Genomic DNA, 19,224 nt, shown 5'->3' with positions numbered 1-19,224 from the left:
TGAGGTGCAATCTCCATGAGTTCAACGCCCGCTTTCTGGATGGTCCCCGGCGCGCCCACGCCGGTCGGCCCGTTTTCCCACGCCGTGGAAACCGACGGCTGGGTGTTCCTCACCGGCCAGATGCCGACCTCGCCCACCGACGACGCCGCGCCGCTTCCCGAAGGCGTGGTCGCGCAGACGAAGCGCGTGATGGACAACCTTATGCTCGTGCTGCAAGGTCTCGATCTCGGCTTGCAACATGTGGTTGCCGTGCGCATTTTCCTCACCGAGTTCAAGCGCGACTATGCGGCGATGAACGAGACTTATCGCGCGTACTTTCCCGCCGACGCGCTGCCTGCCCGGACGTGCATCGGCGTGACGGCATTGGCGCGTGACGCGCTGGTGGAAATCGACTTCATCGCGCGACGGCCAGGCTGAGCGTCGACGCCGCAGCACTCAATGCGCCGACGCTTCGTCGACGCCATAGCGATCGCACAACGCTTCGTGCAGCGACACGGCGCGCTCGTCCATCTCCGTCGTCCAGCTCTCGCTCTCGTTGCATAGCCGCTGCAACTGCCTGCATTCCTCGACGAATCCCGGCTCCTGCACGATCACGAACGCGCCGCTCGCGCTATGCGCCCAGCCGGCCAGCGCCTCCCGGTCTTCTTCATCGACGATGGCGAGAAGCCGCGGCAAGTCGTTCTTCAAATGCTCCTTGAGCATCGCGGTGTAGCGCGCTCTCTCATCGACGGTGAGTGTGCTTGCAGCCGAGGCAGCGGACGCCGGCTCTGTCGTGCGCGCCGCGCTGTCCTTCGCGACGGGCGCCACCGCGACCAGCGCAGCCTCGAGTTCGCTCAACGAAGCGGGCTTCGACACATGACCGCTGAAGCCGCGCTCGCGCCAGCTATGCGCCTCCTGATTCTCCGCGACCGCGCTGAAGGCAAGCACCGGCACCTGCTGATCACGCTCGCGCAGCGCGGCAAGCAGTCGATAGCCGTCCATCGCCGGCATGTGGATGTCGGTGAGCACGGCGTCAAAACGGTTCGCCTGAAACGTGGCGAGCGCCTGTTCGCCGTCTGGCGCGATGGTCGGCACGCAGCCGAGCGTCGCAAGCTGTTCGGCGATCAGGCTCTGGATCAGCGGATTGTCTTCGGCAACGAGAACCCTGAGTCCTTGCAACGCCGGATGCGTCGCCACGGAAGGCGCGGGAGCAGGCGCCGCGTCCAATGCGTTCGATGCGTCCATCTCCGATGCCGCCGCTGCCGCCGATGCGGACACCGCAGCAACAGGCACGCCGTCGACGGCCTGCTCGATGGCCCTGCGAATCGCCGTGGCGCTGAATTCGGTCACTTCGAGCACGCCTTCATCACGCGCGCGCGGTCGCGCCGGGCCCTCGCGAGTGATCCACACGGCGCTCAGCGGCTGCAACGCGCGCAAGCTCGCGATCGCCTCGAGATCGTATGCGTCGGAGACAATCAGCGCCATTGCGCAGTTCGTCCGCAGCCAGTTCTGCGCGTCAGCCAGCGTCGAGACGACGTGTGCGCTCCAGCCAAAGTGTTCGAGCCAGCGGTCGAGCAGATTGACGATCTCGCGATCGGGAAACAGCGCGAGCAGCGGTCCACGCGTTGCCGCCTGAGGCGCAGGTTTTTCGTCAGGCGACGCAACCAGCGGAATCGATACATTGAATACGCTGCCGACGCCCACCACGCTTTCCGCCGACACCGCGCCGCCCATCAACTCGCACAGCCGCGCGCAGATCGCGAGTCCAAGGCCGGTGCTTTCCGCGCCGCGCGAGGCGCCCGCCTCGCCTTGCACGAACGGCTTGAAAAGCCGCCCGACGAGTTCCTCGCTCATGCCCGGCCCCGAATCGGAGACGCGGCACTTCAGGACCGGGTGGCCTGGCGTATCGTCGGCGAGTTCGGCTTGCAGCGTGATCTTGCCGCTCGACGTGAACTTGAATGCATTGCTCAACAGATTGTTGATGACCTGCGCGATCCGCATTCTGTCGCCGATCACGGTGCGATCGATCGCGGGCGAAAGCAGCGAATAGAAACGCACGCGCCGATCGCCCGCCATCGACGCATACGACAGCGCGATGTTCTCGAATGCGTCGAGCAGCGCAAAGGGCGCGCGCACCAGAAGCATTTCGCCCGCATCGATCTTGGAGAAATCGAGAATGTCGTTGACGACGCGGCGCAGCGCATCGCCCGCCACGTTCAGACTGGCGAGCCGCTGCGCATGCGCGTCGAGCCCAGGCGTACGCGCGAACAGTTCGAGATTGCCGAGCAGCGCATTCAACGGCGTACGGATTTCGTGACTCATCGCGGCAAAAAAATTCGTGCGCGCGCGCATCATCGCTTCCGACGTCTGCTGCGCTTGCCGCAGTTGCTGTTCCAGCTCGTGCTGCGCGGTCACGTCGAGGATCGCGCAGAACAACACGTCCTCGCCGGCATAACGAGCGGGCGCATAGGTGAACTGCAGGAAGCGGGCGGGCGTGTTGTCCGTCTGAACCGGCGCCGAGGACGCTTGCGAAGGCGCCGGCTGAACTTCCTGCACGGGCCTCGCCGGTGCGACGAAAGCGGCAATCCGCGCCAACGCGGCCGCCGACACCTGCTCCGGCACCTTCGTCAGAAACTCGGCGGCAATATGCGGCGGCAGGCGGCTCGTGCCCGGCTCGATGCCCAGGAGTTCGGTGGCGAGTGCATTCGCCGTCAATATCGAACAGTCGCTTCGCCGGACGATGCACAGTCCGACCGGCGTCGCGCTCACCAGAATGTGATTGAGCGTCTCGCTTTCGAGCGCGCGCGAGGTCTCGGCGAACGCACTGCGCAGAAGCCGTAGTCCGAAGAAGCGCGCGGTCAGCGCGATAGCCAGCAGCACCAGCAACGCGAGCCCGCCGATCACGCCGAGCTGCCAGCCGAGCGCCACGGCGAGCGCACCCCACGGCACGTAGCCGACCAGCGAGCCGAAGCCCGGCATCAACGGCTCGTGAAAAATCGCGCCTTCGCGGCCGAAGTGGAAGGCGTGAGACGGGGTCGCGGCTATCGTCCGTTGCAGCCTCGCGCCGGTTTGCGCGCTGAGCGCGGCGGAAGATACGAGAATGCGCCGGTCAGGGCCCATCAGCAAAGTCGCGCCCGCGCCGCCGGGCGGCGCAAGGCGCGCGGCGAGCACGTCGAGCGAAACGCTTGTGGTGATCAGCGTAACAGGCTTGTCGCCTTCGTAGTAGGCACTCACCACCGAGATGACCGGCGTGTTGCGCAGCGGATCGCGATACGGTCCGATCCACACGTGCTCGCCTTTGCCGGGCACGCGCTTGCCTGTTTGCGCTTGCAGCTCATGCTCGATCGTGTCGCGCAACGTGCCGATTACCGCCTCTTGCGGCGGCGGCGCCCGGGTGGCCCCGGCTCCAACGTCGGTTGCCGAATCCGCGAGCGAAGGCAAAATCACGGCGTAATTTTCATCGAGGCCGATCAGCGTCGCGTGCTGCGCGAGTTCGAACGCCTGCTGCGTGACCAGCGTCGATTGTGCGGATTCATACAGCCGCCAGACTTTGTCGCCGAACTGCGCACCCCACGCCGCGCGTGTTGCCTGGCCGATGACGATATCGAATTCCGCGTCGACCCGGTCGACCTTGCCGCGCGCCGCGCCCGTCTGCGCGATGGATCGCTCCACCGCTTCGGGCGCGCGCCGCACCTGGGTCGCGCTGTAGTAATAGTCGAGAGTGAATTCGGTGCGCCGCAAGAACGACTCTTTGCGATGCAGGAGCAACGACAGGTCGGTGGCGCTTTGCGTCGCGAACGTGCGGCGGTATTCCAGTTGCTTCAGCCCCGCGACCACAGCCAGCAGGAGCGAAAAGATCACCACCATCAGCATCAATGAGCCGATTGTCGCGAGATAAACCCGCCGCTGGCGCTTCGCGTTTTTTGCGAGCGAGGCAAACGCCTGAGCGAGTGACTCTTGAGTACGATCAAGGATTTTCTGCATCGGCCCAAGTACGTTGCGGTTCGCGCAGGCAGACCGCTGCGATCTTTGGCGAACCACGTCTGCTGACCTATACCGGCGCAGTGTAGTCTTTTTGAAGATGATGCGCGATGCATCCGGCACCTTTTACGCATTGACCTTTCACGCATTGACCTTACGCATTGACCTTGCGCATTGATCGGATAGATCAGCATTACTCCCACCTCGACAGCGATGAATTGGCGACCCACGATGCATGCGTCAGTGCCCGATGAATGCATGGGGCGGACTGACCCAAGTAACAACGGCGTTTAGCGGCCCGTCGCAAGACGGGCCGTTTTTTTTGTGCGCGGTCTATGCTGTTCAGGCGCAGCGGTCGATGTGCGCACACCATCCACGGAGGCAGACATGATTCGTTCCGACTCGCGAGGCGCTGCGCCGCGCGATGCGCTGTCTGAGCATTTCAGCGACATGGCGCGCAACAACGCGTGGTCCAACCTGCGCCTTTACCGCGCGTGTCTGAGCTTGAGCGACGAAGCGTTCGCCGCGCACCGGGTGAGCTTCTTTCCGTCGTTGCAGCTCACGTTGAATCACATTCTGCTGGTGGACCGCTACTACTTCGACGCGCTGATCGGCGGCGGCCAGGGCCTCACGATTTTCGACGACGAAGTGCCCTATCCGCACGCGGCGCAACTATGGCAGGCTCAGGCGGCCAGCGACCACGCGCTGCTGAGCTTCTGCGAATCGCTGACGGCCGACGACTTGCAGCGCGAAGTGCAAATCGACCGGGGCCCGTCGATCGGCGTGCAACGCGAACGCATCGGCAACGTGCTGCCGCATGTGTTCGTGCATCAGATCCATCATCGCGGACAGGTTCACGCGATGTTGAGCGGCACCGCCATCGCGCCGCCGCAACTCGACGAGTTCTTTCTCGATGCCGACGCGCCGCTGCGCGCCTCGGAGATGCGGGAGTTGGAGCGCATGCGTGAAGGACGTGCAGAGCGTAATCGGCCGCTCTAGCGTCGCGGCGCTCATGGCATTGGTTGCCCACGCTGCGACACGCGCCTCATGATCTCTTCAGGTGCGCTTTGCATCGGGCGTTTTTGCCGATCGGCGCGCACGCGGTTGCGCATCGCGTCTAACCGTACCGCGCGTCACGCGCATGACAACGTCGAAGAACGATTGCACCGCGACGGGGCAGGAAAAATGCAGCCGTCGCCGCGACGACTCCGTTAAACTCATTGTCACTGCGAACGTCATCGCCTGCATGGACTCGCGGCCCGCAAGGCCACGCGCACGGCGGCGCTCGGGCTTGCAGGCGGAGGCGCCGGCAATCGCCAAAAGCGTCAACATTGCGCGACAGACGGCGCGTCATGCTGCCCGTACAATGATTCGATCAACAACGGAACAAGGACAACTTCGATGCGCACTACCGGGTCCTCCGGGTCAATGGCCCTGCTCACCGAATACGACGACGCAACCGGGCGTGAACTGCGCACGCTGCGCCTGGAATCGACAGAAGACGGCAAAGGCATCCTTCTGGTCGAAGTCGACGAGCGCAAGCCAGGCATCCATCGGGAAGTCCGCTACGAAATCACGCCGGCGGAACTGATTGCCGCGATTCGCGCGCACGGCGCAGAGTTGCCCGGCGAGCAGCATAATCATCGTCAATAACGCAAACGCGCGGCGCCTTGTGGTGGGCGTCGCGTAGGCAGCGGTTTTCGCCGGCGTTGCAGTCGGCGTTTGTTGCTCGCGGTTCTGATGCTCGCCGCTCTGTTGCTCGCCCTTTCCCGCAGTCTTCGCGCGCCGATTTTATTCAGAGCGCGCGAGCTTTAATCGTTTTTGATTATTAGAATCCGGGCCGCGCGGCGGTAGCGCTTCCAACGCCGCTTCCAACCCCGAATAACCGGGGCATTTCAAGGGCTTTGCACGTCTTGAAAATGGTCCATAATCGCTCCATTCTCCTTTGCTTCCCTACTGCGCGCCGTGCCTGAAAAGGCCGCGGATGTAAGTCGATGCTACATGACCTCGTCGAGCAATATGGCCCGGCGCTCATCTTTGTGAACGTGCTGGCCGCCTCCATCGGCCTGCCGGTGCCGGCCATGCCGTCGCTCGTGTTGTTCGGCGCGATGGCCGCAATGCATCCGGGGTCCGTCGGCACGGAATTGCTGCCGGTGCTCGTGCTGTCGATCTTCGCGACGCTGATCGGCGACAGCGCCTGGTATCTGGCGGGCCGCCTGTACGGCGGCAATACGCTGAAAACCATCTGCCGTCTGTCGCTGTCGCGTGACACGTGCGTCAAGAAAACCGAGCGCTTTTTCGGGCGTTGGGGCGTGCGCGTGCTGGCCGTCGCCAAGTTCGTCCCCGGCCTGTCGATCGTGTCGATTCCGATGGCGGGCGCAATGGGCACGCGCTACCGCACGTTCCTCACCTACGACAGCATTGGCGCCGCGTTGTGGTCGGGCACGGGGCTCATCGTCGGCGCGTTGTTCGCGCGTCAGATCGACATGGTGTTCGCAGCCGCCGGGCGTCTCGGGCGCACTGCCGGCGCGGTCGCCATCGCGTTGCTGCTGTTGTATGCGGTGTACCGCTGGATTCGCCGTCGTCAGTTGATCAACAAGCTCGCGTCCGCCCGTATCGAAGTGGACGAGCTCGCCGAGCTGGTCGCCGCGGGCAACACGCCGGTGCTGTTCGACATCCGCTCGCACGAGAAGCGCAAGCTCGATCCGTTCGTGATTCCCGGCTCGCAATTCGCCGATGAACGGCAACTCGATCAGATCGTCGCCACTTATCCGCGCGATCAGAAACTGGTGATCTACTGTTCGTGCCCGAATGAAATTTCGGCCGCATGGATGGCCAAGCAGTTGAACGAAGCGGGCTTCGACGATGTGCTGCCGTTGCGCGGCGGCATGGAAGCCTGGCGCGACTCCGGCCGGCCCGTCGAGGGCTTGCCCGGCATGCCGCCACCGGAAGCCGCCGTCGAGCATATCGCGCCGAAAGCGGTCTGACGCCGCGCGCGGCACCTTCGCTAGCGCGCGCGCTGGCGGATGCGCGCCGTCGCGCCTTCGTTCAGTCAATCAACGAACATCGAGGGAGCGGTTCGATGCTTTCCACTGCAGAACCCGAAGTACAGCCCGATGCGGTAGTCGCGGACGCACCGTTTTCCAATCTGTCCACGCGCATGCACCAGATGTTTCCCGAGCTCACCGCGGCGGAGATCGATCGCGTGCGCAAGTTCGGCGAAGTCGGCCAATGGCAGGCTGGCGAGCTGCTGTTCGAGACGGGCCACACCGGTCCGGGCATGTTCGTGCTGCTCGAAGGGCGCGTGAAGATTTCCCAGCGCGACGGCATCGGCCGTGAAGTGGTGATCGGCGAACACGGGCCGGGGCATTTCCTCGCCGAGGTCGGTCAACTGTCCGGGCGTCACGCGCTCGTCAACGGCATGGCGCTCACTCACGTCAAGGCGTTGCTGATTCCGCCGGAGAGGCTGCGCGCGCTGCTGGTGGCGGAAGCCGAGCTTGGCGAGCGCATCATGCGCGCGCTGATTCTGCGGCGCGTATCGCTGATCGAGAAAGGCGCGGGCGGGCCGATCCTGATCGGCAGCAGTACCGACGCACGGCTCGTGATGCTGCAAGGCTTCCTGTCGCGCAACGGCCATCCGCACTCCACGATCGACGAATGCGATGAGGACGCGTTGCGCCTCGTCGAGCAGTTCGGCGCGCAGGACGGAGACATGCCGCTGGTGATTTGCCCCGACGGCTCGGTGCTGCGCCATCCGAGCATGCCGGAACTGGCAACGGCGCTCGGCCTGCTGCCCGATCTGAACGACTGCATGGTCTACGACGTCGCGATCGTCGGCGCGGGGCCGGCCGGACTCGCCACCGCGGTCTATGCGGCGTCGGAAGGTCTCTCGGTGATCGTGCTCGACAGCCGCGCGCCCGGCGGCCAGGCGGGCGCGAGCTCGCGAATCGAAAACTATCTCGGCTTCCCGACCGGCATCTCCGGTCAGGCGTTGGCGGGCCGCGCATTCGTGCAGGCGCAGAAGTTCGGCGCACACGTCGCGATTCCTGTGCATGTGAAGGCGCTGCATTGCGGGGAGGCCCCGTACCGCCTCGAGCTCAAATGCGGCGGCCATATCAGCGCGCGGACAATCGTGATCGCGAGCGGCGCGGTGTACCGGCGCCCCGCGCTGGAAGGACTCGACCGTTTCGAGGGACGCGGCGTGTACTACTGGGCGTCGCCCGTCGAAGCAAAGCTGTGCAAGCGCCAGCAGGTCGTGCTGGTGGGCGGCGGCAATTCGGCCGGCCAGGCGATCGTCTATCTGGCGACGCACGCGGCCAAGGTCCACGTACTGATCCGGCGCAGCGGCTTCGAGGCGACCATGTCGCGCTATCTGATCGACCGTATCCGTTCGTTGCCGAACGTCGTCGTTCATCCGAATTCGGAGATCGGCCAGCTCATCGCGGACGAAAGCGGACTCGCGGCGGTCGCCCTGAAAAAGCCCCTGCCCGACGGCACGGAGCAGATCGACACGCGGCATCTGTTCCTCTTCACCGGCGCGGACCCGAACACCGACTGGCTGCGCACCTGCGGCGTGGAACTCGACGAGAAGGGCTTCGTGTTGACGGGCACGGGCGCGGACGGCGCGTCGGCTTGCGACCTCGCGACCACCGTCAAAGGCGTGTACGCGATCGGCGACGCCCGCGCGGGCTCGACCAAACGCGTGGCGGCGGCGGTCGGCGAAGGCGCGGCCGTGGTCGCGCAAATTCACCAACTGCTGGCCGTTTCCGCGGACGAGGCGGTCGCCTCGGTGGCCTGAACTGGCGCTCATGCAAGGGCCGTTGCCGCCGCCACACGTGGCGGCGGCGCCCCTGAAGTAATGGCTTCCGAAGTAATCCCCTGTTACACACGCCTGCAACTCGTTGCACCTGCTTTTCTTTCTGCCTCGTAAGATAGACGTCAGCCATTCGACAGTGAATGCCGACCGTCGAAACAGCCATTGTCTTGCTGGGACACAGGAGAAAAGCATGAACACACGCGCGATCGTCTTCGCCGCCTTCGGACTTGCCGCCGCCTGCGCATCGACTGCCGCTTCCGCTCGCGTCGACGTCGGCGTGTTCGTCAACACGCCGGGCCCCGTCTATGCCGCGCCGCCGGTCATGTACGCGCCGCCGCCGGTCGTCTATGCGCCTCAGCCGGTCTACGGTTACGGCTATCGCGACGACTACTACCGGGAGCGCCGCTGGCATCACGATCACGGCCGTCATCGCGGCTGGGACAAGCATCACGGCCGCGGCTGGTAATCGTCGGAGCGAGCAACGCGGCCGCGCGCATTGCACGGCACTTCGCTCGTCACTGCGGCGCTTCGCTCGTCACGCCGTCAACCACGGCGCCGACGCATTCACGCTACAGTAGCGTCTGCTGATTCAGGCGGGCTTTCTGCCCGCTTCATCGCAGTCACTTACTGAACGACGTCCGCGTGAAGACTCTTTCGCTTTCCGCCGCTCGCACACTCCACCTGGCCGCGCAAGGTCTACTGTCGCCGCCGCGCCGCAAGGCCACCAGGGCCGACGTGCTCGAAGCAATCCGCCGCATGGCGCAATTGCAGATCGACACGATTCATGTGGTCGCGCGCAGTCCTTATCTCGTGCTCTTTAGCCGGCTCGGCGCCTATCCGCAGCAATGGCTCGACGAACATCTCGCCGCAGGCAAGCTGTTCGAATACTGGTCGCATGAAGCCTGTTTTCTGCCGATCGAAGACTACGGGCTGCTGCGCCATCGCATGCTGGACCCGAGCGGCATGGGCTGGAAATACGCGGCCGACTGGCACCACAAACATCGCAAGGACATCGACGCACTGCTCGAACACATTCGCGCAACGGGCCCCGTGCGCTCGGCGGATTTCGCTCGCGAGTCGGGCAAAGGCAACGGCTGGTGGGACTGGAAGCCGGAGAAGCGTCATCTGGAAGTGCTGTTCGCCATCGGGCAATTGATGGTGGCCGAGCGGCGCAATTTTCAGCGCGTCTACGACGTCACGGAACGCGTGTTGCCGCACTGGGACGACGCTCGCGATCTGCCGCCGCAACAGGCCGTCGCCGACGAACTGCTGCGCCGCACGTGCCGCGCGCTCGGCGTCGCGCGGGCCGACTGGGTGGCGGACTACTACCGGCTGCCGCGCCGTCCGTATCGCGACGAACTTCATGCGCTTGCCGATCAAGGGGAATTGATTCCTGTGCAGGTGCCTGGCTGGAAGCAGGACACGTTCGTGCATCGCGACTTCGCGCCCATGCTCGACGACGCCGCGAGCGGCAAGCTCGCATCGACGGTGACGACGGTGCTATCGCCATTCGACCCGGTCGTGTGGGATCGCAAACGCGTGGCCGCGCTGTTCGACTTCGACTACGCGATCGAGTGCTATACGCCGGCAGCGAAGCGCAAATACGGCTACTTCGTGCTGCCGCTGCTGAGCCGCGGGCGTCTGGTCGGCCGCGTCGATGCGAAAGCGCACCGCGCAGAAGGCGTTTTCGAATTGAAATCGGTGCACATGGAAGCGGGCGTGCGGCCGAGCGCGCGGCTCGCGGGCGATCTGCGGCGCGCGTTGCAACGGTGCGCGGATTGGCACGGCACGCCGCATCTGCAGATCACGTCGGCCGCGCCGGAATGGCGCGAAGCGCTCAGCGCGGGCGAGGACGAAGCGGAAGCCGAAGCCGAAGACGTGAAACCGAAAGCGAAGGCGAAAGCGAGCGCATAGGCACGCCTTCAGCGCGTGCCGTCAATGCAACGCCGACCATGCAAGCGTCAGCGAAAACACGCCGAGCACGACCGACGCGCCGCGCTGGATCTTCGCCGGATCGAGCCAGCCGAGCTTGCCGCGGCCGAGTGCCGCGCCGAACGCAATCCACGCGAGCGCGATCGGCGCGAGAAGGCACGCGAATATCAGCATCGACAGCAGATACGCCGGCCAAAGCACGAAAGCAGCAGCCGGAAAGATGGTGCCCGCGAACAGCAGCGCCTTGGGATTGAGCAGCGTCGCGATGAACAGGCGCAGTGTGCCGCTCGCTTTTTGCGTCGAGTCCGGCAACGCGACGGCCGCGCGCCACATATCGACGGCGAGCCACGCGATGTACGTCCCCGCCGCCACGCGCAGCAACGCGGGCAGCCAGGGCAGCGCGTGCGCGGCCTGTGCGAGAAAACGTCCCCAAACGGAAATGGCGACGAGATAGCCGGCGAGTTCGGCGGCTATGAGCGGCAGCGAGCGCCGCACGCCCTGGCGCAGACCGGCCGACGCGAGCAACGTATTGGTGGGGCCCGGCGTGATGAGCACGACGACAATGCCGACGGCTAATAACGCGATAGCGGACACAGAGAACATGGAAAAGGCGCAATGTTGGAAACAGTGCGCCTTTTTATCACAGAAGCGGATTCGGCCCGCAAACAGGCTCTATCGCGATAACCGGCCGCAATCGTCAAGGGTCAAGCGGCGAGCCGCGAGAGTCCGCTCAGTGCTCCAGCTTCGCGCGCAGTTCGCGGGCGGCTTCGAGCAAGCCTTCGTAACCGGAACGCGCATGCTCGGGCAAGTCGGGATCGCCGACGAACGTGCCTAGCGTTTCGATCAGGCTGTACAGAATGCCCTTCGCGGCACCCGACGCAATGCTGCCGGATGACACCTGCTGATTCACGTGACTGAGCGCCGCGTCGAGGTTGTCGAGATCGGGCCGGTCGCCGGTGGGCGGCTTGGGCGTGGGCGTTACGTCTTGCGTCATGATGATGCATCTCCCCGTTGAAGCTTCGGTAAACGAGCGATCCTTTCACGTTTGTTATATACCGATCGCGCGTTGCCGTCTATTCGTGATCCGCGCGACGAGCCCGCAGCGATTCGCCGCACGGGCCTGCGCGCTGAGGTTCGCAGCGCTCCCGAAAGAGCTCACCGATGGCCTTGATGAACGCGGCGTCCGTGCGTCGTCGTCTTTATGTCGTTATGTCTTTACGCCTTCATGTTCGTGCAATGGCCGCGTCGCCCGAAGATGCGCCGCGTCATGTCGAAGGCGACGAGGTTGCCGGCCACCACGAGCAGCAATCCGACCACGGCCAACGCGGACCACTGGTAGCCATCGAATACCGTCGACACCGCGAGCGCCACGATCGGAAAAAGCACCGTCGAATAGGCCGCGCGCTCCGGGCCGATGCGCCCCACCAGCATCAGATAGGCGGTAAAGCCAATCACCGAGCCGAAGATCGCGAGATAGGCGAGCGCGCCGACGTAACGCGCGGAGGGCTCGATCGCGAACGGGAAACCGGCCACGACGCTGCCCACTGTCAGCACGCTCGCGCCGATCAGCATGGCCCAGCTATTCGTGGCGAACGGATGCAAGCCCATCGATTGCATGCGGCTCGACAGCAGATTGCCCGCCGAAAAACACAAGGTGCCGAGAAACGCGATGCCAAGCCCGAGCCACGCCGCGTGATCGCCGAGATGCCCGCTCATCTGCTGGACGAACAGACACACGATGCCGACGAGGCCGAGCATCGCGCCCGCAATCGCCGAAGGCTGCAACGGGCGCCCCATGAAAAGCCGTCCGTTGATCGAATTGAGAAGCGGCGCCGTCGAGAATACGACGGCGACGAGCCCGCTCGGCACCACCTGTTCGGCGTAGTAAAAGCACAGAAAGTTGACGCAGAAGAGCGCGAGCCCCTGCGCGAACAGAAAGCGCCATGCGGCGCGCGGCGGCCACATCGGCCGGCGCATGATGCGCAACAGCGCGAACAGCACCAACGCCGCGATCCAGAAGCGCCACGCGATCGACACCGGCGGCGGCACCGAGCCCAGTTGCCATTTGATCGCGATCCACGTGGTGCCCCAGATCAGGACGGTAATGGCATAAAGAAAGAGATTCATGGTCAAGCCTGCAAGCGGCGGATACGGGAGTTCGACTATGCGTCGGCGCGGCTCGCGGCACTTGTCCAGGATTGCGCATTTTTTGGCGCGCGTCGCCGGGGCGTGTGTCGTCATGCGCGGCGGGTCGTATACTTGCACTATTCCTCGCAAGAAAGACACCCGCCCATTCCGTGAACACGAGCCCGCCCGTCCCTGTGATCGACGCGACTGAAACGCCGTTCGGCATTCAGTCGGTATGTCACACGCTGGGCACCTCGAATGCGAATCTGGACCGCTTCGCGTGGCTCGGCGACGGTCTCGCGATTGCCGTCTGGACGCGCGACACCGAAGTCGCGGAAACCGTCTACGAGCGCCCAGGCCATCACACGCTGTCGTGCTATCTGGACGGCGGCTATCGCACGGAGCGGCAGAAAATGCCGGGGCGTTATGGTGCGCCGTCCCGGCTGTGCGCATTGCCCGGCGATCACGAATCGCGCTGGTGGGTGCGCGGCCATATGCACTTCATGCACCTGTATTTTCTGCCCGAGCACTTCACGCAGCGCGCCGTGCAGGAACTCGACCGCGAACCGCGCGAGCTGACGCTTGCCGATCGCACGTATTTCGAGGATGCGCGCATTGCCGGGTTATGTCAGTCGCTCGCCAACGAGCATTGGGACGATGCCGACGGCTTGCTGCGCACCAACGAAACCGCGCATGAAGTGCTGAGTCTGCTGCTGCAGGCGCAAGGCGTGCGGCGCAGCGGCGTCGCGCTGAAGGGCGGCTTGTCGGTCGGGACGCGGCGGCGTCTGCGCGATTACATCGAAAGCCATCTCGCCGAGCCGCTCACGCTCGGCGAACTCGCGAGTGTCGCCGCATTGTCGGAGTTTCACCTCGCGCGGATGTTCCGCACGTCGTTCGGATTGCCGCCCGCTGCATGGATCGCGCAGCAGCGGCTCGAGCGCGCCCGGACGCTGCTGCGCACCACCGCGCTGCCGCTCGCGCAAGTCGCCGGACTATGCGGCTATGCGAACGCCAGCCACCTGAGCCATCGTTTCCGCGAAGGCGTCGGTGTGTCGCCGGGCGCGTACCGGCAGGCTATGTCGGCGGTCTGATAGCAGCGGGCTCCAGCGCAGCGCGCGCGTCATGTCATTGCAGCGCCATCGCCAGCACGCGCGCGACGTGGATCGCCTCGACGCCCGCGCCGTCATGAATCTGATGACGGCAGCTCGTGCCGTCGGCGACCATGATCGTGCCGGCGTCCATTTTGCGCACTGCCGGCAGTAGCGACAACTCGGCCATCGCCTGCGAAGTCGCGTAGTGCTCCGCTTCGTAGCCGAAGCTGCCGGCCATTCCGCAGCACGACGATTCCACCGTCGATACCGTCAGTTCAGGAATCCATTTCAACACCGTTTGGACGGGCGTGAAGGCGTCGAACGCCTTCTGATGGCAATGGCCATGCACGAGCGCCTGCTGCGTCGCCAAAGGCTTCAGCGCAAGCTGCAAGCGCCCGGCCTGTTGCTCGTGCACGAGGAATTCTTCGAAGAGAAACGCCTGTTTGGCGAGCCGCTTCGCTTCGTCGCCGAAACCGTAGTGCAGGAATTCGTCGCGCAACGACAGCAGGCACGAGGGCTCGAGTCCGACAATCGGCACGCCGCGCTCCACGTAGGGCTTGAACAGATCGAGCATGCGCCGCGCTTCGTGCTTCGCTTCATCGACAAGCCCTGCGGCCAGGAACGTGCGCCCGCAGCAGACCGGCCGCTCGCCTTGCCGCGTGTTGAAATGCACCGTGTAGCCCGCGGCTTCCAACACCTTCTGCGCGGCCCGCGCGTTGTCGGGCTCCATGTTGTTATTGAACGTATCGACGAACAGCAGCACTTCCTTCAACGCCGCGCCGCGCGCGTTCACAGTCGGCTTCGCGCTCGACAGAAACGGTTTTGCGAAACGCGGCAAGCTCCGTTCGCTTGCAAAGCCGACCGAACGCTTGAACCACGTCGACAGCAGCGGCACGTTGTCGGCAAATGCGATGAGGCCCGGCACGCGGCTCGCCGTTGCCGCGTAACGCGGCATGAAGGCAACCAGCTTGTCGCGCAGCGTCAGTCCGTGCCGCTTCACGCGCGCCGCGCGCGCCTCGATCTTGAACTTCGCCATATCGACGCCGGTCGGGCAATCGCGCTTGCAGCCCTTGCACGATACGCAGAGATCGAGCGTGTCCTTGACGTCGTCGCTTGCAAGGCCGGCTTCGCCGAGTTGTCCCGAGATCGCGAGGCGCAACGTGTTCGCGCGTCCGCGCGTCACATGCTGCTCGTCTTTCGTCACGCGATAACTCGGGCACATGGTGCCCGCGTCGAACTTGCGGCAGTGGCCGTTGTTGTTGCACATTTCGACGGCCTTCGCGAGACCGCCCGACAGATCGTTGCCGCTGCCCGGCGCGCTCTCGCGGCCCGTCAGCGGATCGCGTTCCACATTCCACGCGGACCAGTCGAGCGCGGTGTCGATGCGCCGTTCGCGATAGCCTGGAGCGAAGCGGAAGTAGCGCGCGTCGTCCATTTTCGGCGGACGCACCATCTTGTCGGGATTGAAGCGGTTATCCGGATCAAACAGCGTTTTGATCTCGCTGAACGCCTGGTTCAGTTTCGGGCCGTATTGCCACGCGACCCATTCACCGCGGCACAGGCCATCGCCGTGTTCGCCCGAATAGGCGCCCTTGTATTCGTGCACCAGCGCCGCGGCTTCCTCGGCGATCGCGCGCATTTTGACGGCGCCGTCGCGGCGCATGTCGAGAATCGGCCGCACATGCAGCGTGCCGACGCTGGCGTGCGCGTACCACGTGCCTTCCGTGCCATGCCGATGAAAAACTTCCGTCAGCTTGCTCGTGTATTCGGCGAGATGTTCGAGCGGCACGGCGCAGTCTTCGATAAAGGACACGGGTTTGCCGTCGCCCTTCATGCTCATCATGATGTTGAGCCCGGCCTTGCGTACTTCCCACAGCGCCTTTTGCGCATTCATGTCCGGCATTTCGACGACAGAGCCAGGCAAGCCGAGATCGGCCATCAATTCGGTGAGCTGCCTGAGTGACTCGAGTTGTGCGTCGCGCGATTCGCCGGCGAACTCGACCAGCAACACCGCTTGCGGTTCGCCGACCAGCGCCTTCGCGACCACCGGACGAAACGCGGGGTTGCTCATCGCGAGATCGATCATCGTGCGATCGACCAGTTCAACCGCGACCGGCTTCAGCTTGACGATGTGCTGCGTGAAATCCATCGCCTGCCAGAAGGTCGGAAAGTTGACGACGCCGAGCGTTTTGTGCGCGGGCAGCGGCGCGAGCTTCAACGTCAACTGACGGCTGAACGCGAGCGTGCCCTCGGAACCGACCAGCAGATGCGCGAGGTTGGCGACGCCGTCGTCGGTATAAGCGCGCGGGTTCTGACAATCGAACAGGTCGATGTTGTAGCCGGCCACGCGGCGCAACACTTTCGGCACGCGCGCCGCGATTTCGTCGCGCTCGCGCTCCGCGATCCGCTTCACGCCTTCGAGTATCTGCTGCAGGCGCGCGCCTTGCGGCACTTGTCGCAACGATGCGAAACGCGCTTCGCTGCCGTCGGCGAGAATCGCGTCGATGGCCTCGACGTTGTGCACCATGTTGCCGTATTCGATCGAACGCGAGCCGCACGAATTGTTGCCCGCCATGCCGCCGATCGTGCATTGCGCTGCCGTCGACACATCCACGGGAAACCACAAGCCATGCGGCTTGAGCCACGCGTTCAGATGATCGAGCACGACGCCTGGCTCGACGGTAACCGTGCGTGCGTCCGCATCAAAATCGACGATGTTATTGAGCCACTTGCTCGTGTCGATCACGAGCGCTTCGCCGACAGTCTGTCCGCATTGGCTGGTGCCGGCGCCGCGCGCGAGCAGCGGCACTTTTTCACTGCGCGCGATGTCCAGCGCGATGCGCAAATCGTCCTGATCTCGCGGCACCACGACACCGACCGGCATGATCTGGTAGATGGACGCATCGGTCGCATAACGGCCGCGGCTCGCCGCATCGAACAGCACGTCGCCGCGCAACGCTTTGCGCAGATGCTGCGCGAGCGGACTCGTCAGACGCGCGGCGGACGGCACAAGATGAATCGGCTTGACCAGCAAAGCGGAAGTGGGATTCGTCATAACGTCGATGGTTATTGCGTTGCGTGCATTGCGTGCGTTGCGTGCATCGCGCGAAGGTTCAGTACAACGTGACGCTCACGGACGGCAGTCCTTCAATGCGTCCGTGCGCGAGGCCCGCGCTTCGCGGGAAGAACATGCCGGTGTATGAACCCGTGGTGACGACCATGTCCGGCGTCACCGCAATGCCGCGCGATGTCGCGTGATTGACGAGCCACGTGAGCAAGCGGCGCGGATCGCCGGCCGGGTTGGCGGGCGTCAGTTCGACGACATCGCGTCCGTTGAAATCGAAGCGCAGCGCAGGCGAGGCAAACGGAAAATCGTCGTGATACGGCATGAATTCGCCGACGATCAGCGCGCCGTGGTTCTGCAAGTCCGCGAGTTGCGCGAGCTTGTCGATGTCGGGCCACGCGGCGAAACGGCTCGCGACAATTTCAATCGTCGCGCCGAACGAACCGATTGCCGCGTGCACGTCGGCCTCGCTATAAGGCGTGGCCGAAGGCTCGAAGCGGCGGCCGAAGCGAAAGGCGATTTCGAGTTCCAGCCCCAACGGTGCAAAGGCCGCGCGCGGCAACGTGGAGCCGTCGGAATGCAAGTCGATGCGCGGCAGCGGCGCACCCTGGATCGGGCCCGTTGGCGACTTGGCGCCGATCTTCCAGCCGCCGATGCGCGCGCCGCCGATCGCCAGAATCTCGTGCTGGATCGCATAGGCCGCGTCGGCGTCGGCGGGCGTGAGGTTGGGCTGCGGCTTGCCGAGCGTCGCATGATCGCGGCGGGCATCGGCAAGCAGGCGGCTAAGGGGCGAGGCGCCCGGCTTCATTGCGTCGGCGTGAGGGGATTTGAGCATCGCTCACACGCCCATGCTGGTGGAAACCTGCCCCTTGTCCGCGGCATTGCCTGCGAACTTGCTTTCCGGCTGCATGCGAAACGCGAGCACGACACCGAGCGCCATCAACAGCATGCTGCCGACGAACGGCAATTCCCAACTGCCGAAATAGTCGATCAGGAAGCCGCCTACCACCGGCGAGATGATCGCCGCGAGCGCCGAGCCCGTGTTCATCATGCCGCTCGCGGTGCCCGAGGCGTCCGGCGCAATGTCCATCGGAATCGCCCACATCGGTCCAATCGTCATTTCGGCGAAGAAGAAGCCCGACGCGAGACACGCCATCGACAGATACAGGTGGTGCGTGAACATCAGCGGAATCAGCGACAGCAGGCAGAAGAACATGCACACCGACACCATCCAGCTACGCGCGCGCTTCAGGCTCCCCGTGCGCGTATAGATGAAGTCGGTCACGATGCCGCCGAGCGTGTCGCCGACCACACCCGCGAGAAACACGGCCGAAGCGAAGATCGCCGACTTCTTCAATTCCAGGTGATAGCTGTGCAGGAAGTACTGCGGAATCCAGCTCAGGAACAGCCACAGTGTCCAGCCGTAGCAGAAGTAGACGATCGTGACCGGCGCCATGCGGCGAAACAGCTTGCTCCAGGGCACGCCCGCCGACTTTGCTTTCGGCGCGGGCAGCACTTCGAGTTCTTCCTTCGTGATACGCGGATGGTCTTTCGGATGCTCGGTGAACGTCGAAGCCCACACGACGACCCACAACAGACTGAACGCACCGCAGATGTAGAACGATTCGCGCCATCCCCAGTTCGCCATCACGAGTACGACGATGCCGGGCGCGACCGCATTGCCGACGCGCGACGCCGCATGCGTGATGCCCTGCGCGAAACCGCGTTTTTCTTTCGCGACCCAGCGCGCCATCGCGGATGTCGCCGCCGGAAAGGTCGCGCCTTCACCGAAACCGAGCAGCACGCGCGCCGCCAGCAGCGAGATGAGGCCACCGGCAAAACCGGTCAGCAAGGTCGCGATGCCCCACACCGCGCCGCACGCAAGCAGCGTGCGTCGAGCGCCGAAACGGTCGCTGACCCATCCGCCGATGATCTGGAAAAGCAGATACGGATACGCGAAAGCCGAGAACACGAGGCCGACTTCCGTATGCGAAAGATGGAATTCCTTGCCGAAGCCCGCCGCCGCCGTACTGACGTTGACGCGGTCCAGGTAAGTGATGAAGTACATGATGCAGAGCATCAATAGAACGATACTGGTCGCACTGGTCACACGAAACCGCTTCATCGTCTCTCTCCATTTGCATGTATCGACGGCGTTCCTGAGATGGCGCGCTTCGTCGTCGCGAGACGGCACGCGCCGCCTCGCCATCGCATTGTTCGGGGCCGCGTTCTGT

General features: G+C 64.4%; 15 protein-coding genes. 8 read left to right on the top strand and 7 right to left on the bottom strand.

Going from position 1 to position 19,224, the window contains the following annotated elements; genetic code table 11:
* Positions 1–15: 15 nt before the first annotated feature.
* Complete coding sequence (locus BGRAMDRAFT_RS04605; RefSeq protein ID WP_006047498.1) at positions 16–417, top strand: RidA family protein; 402 nt, start codon at positions 16–18, stop codon at positions 415–417.
* A gap of 18 nt (positions 418–435) precedes the next feature.
* Here BGRAMDRAFT_RS04605 and BGRAMDRAFT_RS04600 read toward each other — a convergent pair whose 3' ends face one another.
* Complete coding sequence (locus tag BGRAMDRAFT_RS04600) at positions 436–3,963, bottom strand: response regulator (RefSeq protein WP_006047497.1); 3,528 nt, start codon at positions 3,961–3,963, stop codon at positions 436–438.
* A 384-nt stretch (positions 3,964–4,347) separates the two neighbouring features.
* On the opposite strand from BGRAMDRAFT_RS04600, the gene BGRAMDRAFT_RS04595 reads away from it, so the two are divergent.
* From BGRAMDRAFT_RS04595 to BGRAMDRAFT_RS04565, 6 genes are all read left to right on the top strand, one after another.
* Positions 4,348–4,959 carry a DinB family protein gene (locus tag BGRAMDRAFT_RS04595; protein ID WP_006047496.1) on the top strand — a complete coding sequence of 204 codons (612 nt, stop codon included), beginning with the start codon at positions 4,348–4,350 and terminating at the stop codon, positions 4,957–4,959.
* A gap of 402 nt (positions 4,960–5,361) precedes the next feature.
* Positions 5,362–5,613, top strand: coding sequence for a hypothetical protein (locus BGRAMDRAFT_RS04585; protein WP_006047495.1), 252 nt, complete (start codon positions 5,362–5,364; stop codon positions 5,611–5,613).
* Positions 5,614–5,954: 341 nt separating this feature from the next.
* Positions 5,955–6,947: a DedA family protein/thiosulfate sulfurtransferase GlpE gene (locus BGRAMDRAFT_RS04580; RefSeq protein WP_006047494.1), complete on the top strand. Its 993-nt coding sequence runs from the start codon at positions 5,955–5,957 to the stop codon at positions 6,945–6,947.
* Between the two features lie 95 nt (positions 6,948–7,042).
* Positions 7,043–8,758, top strand: coding sequence for an FAD-dependent oxidoreductase (locus tag BGRAMDRAFT_RS04575; RefSeq protein WP_006047493.1), 1,716 nt, complete (start codon positions 7,043–7,045; stop codon positions 8,756–8,758).
* Positions 8,759–8,966: 208 nt separating this feature from the next.
* Positions 8,967–9,242: a hypothetical protein gene (locus BGRAMDRAFT_RS04570; protein WP_006047492.1), complete on the top strand. Its 276-nt coding sequence runs from the start codon at positions 8,967–8,969 to the stop codon at positions 9,240–9,242.
* A 176-nt stretch (positions 9,243–9,418) separates the two neighbouring features.
* Positions 9,419–10,690: a winged helix-turn-helix domain-containing protein gene (locus tag BGRAMDRAFT_RS04565; RefSeq protein WP_044020302.1), complete on the top strand. Its 1,272-nt coding sequence runs from the start codon at positions 9,419–9,421 to the stop codon at positions 10,688–10,690.
* A gap of 21 nt (positions 10,691–10,711) precedes the next feature.
* Here BGRAMDRAFT_RS04565 and BGRAMDRAFT_RS04560 read toward each other — a convergent pair whose 3' ends face one another.
* The 3 genes from BGRAMDRAFT_RS04560 to BGRAMDRAFT_RS04550 form a co-directional block, all read right to left on the bottom strand.
* The gene (locus BGRAMDRAFT_RS04560) at positions 10,712–11,311 is read right to left on the bottom strand and encodes a LysE family translocator (RefSeq protein WP_006047490.1); all 600 of its coding nucleotides are present in this window, start codon (positions 11,309–11,311) and stop codon (positions 10,712–10,714) included.
* A 127-nt stretch (positions 11,312–11,438) separates the two neighbouring features.
* Positions 11,439–11,702, bottom strand: a complete 264-nt coding sequence (locus tag BGRAMDRAFT_RS04555) for a hypothetical protein (RefSeq protein WP_006047489.1) — start codon at positions 11,700–11,702, stop codon at positions 11,439–11,441.
* 221 nt (positions 11,703–11,923) lie between these two features.
* Positions 11,924–12,835 (bottom strand): DMT family transporter, encoded by a 912-nt coding sequence (locus BGRAMDRAFT_RS04550; protein ID WP_006047488.1) that lies wholly within the window; start codon positions 12,833–12,835, stop codon positions 11,924–11,926.
* Between the two features lie 170 nt (positions 12,836–13,005).
* Here BGRAMDRAFT_RS04550 and BGRAMDRAFT_RS04545 point away from each other — a divergent pair, with 170 nt between their 5' ends.
* On the top strand, positions 13,006–13,926 hold the full coding sequence (locus BGRAMDRAFT_RS04545) for a helix-turn-helix domain-containing protein (RefSeq protein ID WP_006047487.1): 921 nt from the start codon (positions 13,006–13,008) through the stop codon (positions 13,924–13,926).
* A gap of 34 nt (positions 13,927–13,960) precedes the next feature.
* Here the strand turns inward: BGRAMDRAFT_RS04545 and BGRAMDRAFT_RS04540 are convergent, their stop codons facing one another.
* The 3 genes from BGRAMDRAFT_RS04540 to BGRAMDRAFT_RS04530 are packed head-to-tail and all read right to left on the bottom strand — an operon-like array spanning position 13,961 to position 19,115.
* A complete protein-coding gene (locus tag BGRAMDRAFT_RS04540) occupies positions 13,961–16,981 on the bottom strand; it encodes an FAD-binding and (Fe-S)-binding domain-containing protein (RefSeq protein WP_006047486.1) in 3,021 nt (1,006 codons plus the stop codon).
* Between the two features lie 58 nt (positions 16,982–17,039).
* Positions 17,040–17,825 (bottom strand): 2-keto-4-pentenoate hydratase, encoded by a 786-nt coding sequence (locus BGRAMDRAFT_RS04535; protein ID WP_006047485.1) that lies wholly within the window; start codon positions 17,823–17,825, stop codon positions 17,040–17,042.
* Between the two features lie 3 nt (positions 17,826–17,828).
* Positions 17,829–19,115 carry an MFS transporter gene (locus BGRAMDRAFT_RS04530; RefSeq protein ID WP_006047484.1) on the bottom strand — a complete coding sequence of 429 codons (1,287 nt, stop codon included), beginning with the start codon at positions 19,113–19,115 and terminating at the stop codon, positions 17,829–17,831.
* Positions 19,116–19,224 lie beyond the last annotated feature (109 nt).

It is taken from the genome of Paraburkholderia graminis C4D1M (assembly GCF_000172415.1).
GTDB lineage: Bacteria > Pseudomonadota > Gammaproteobacteria > Burkholderiales > Burkholderiaceae > Paraburkholderia > Paraburkholderia graminis.
The sequence above is the reverse complement of the archived record's forward strand: the minus strand, read 5'-3'. Positions and strand labels throughout refer to the sequence as shown.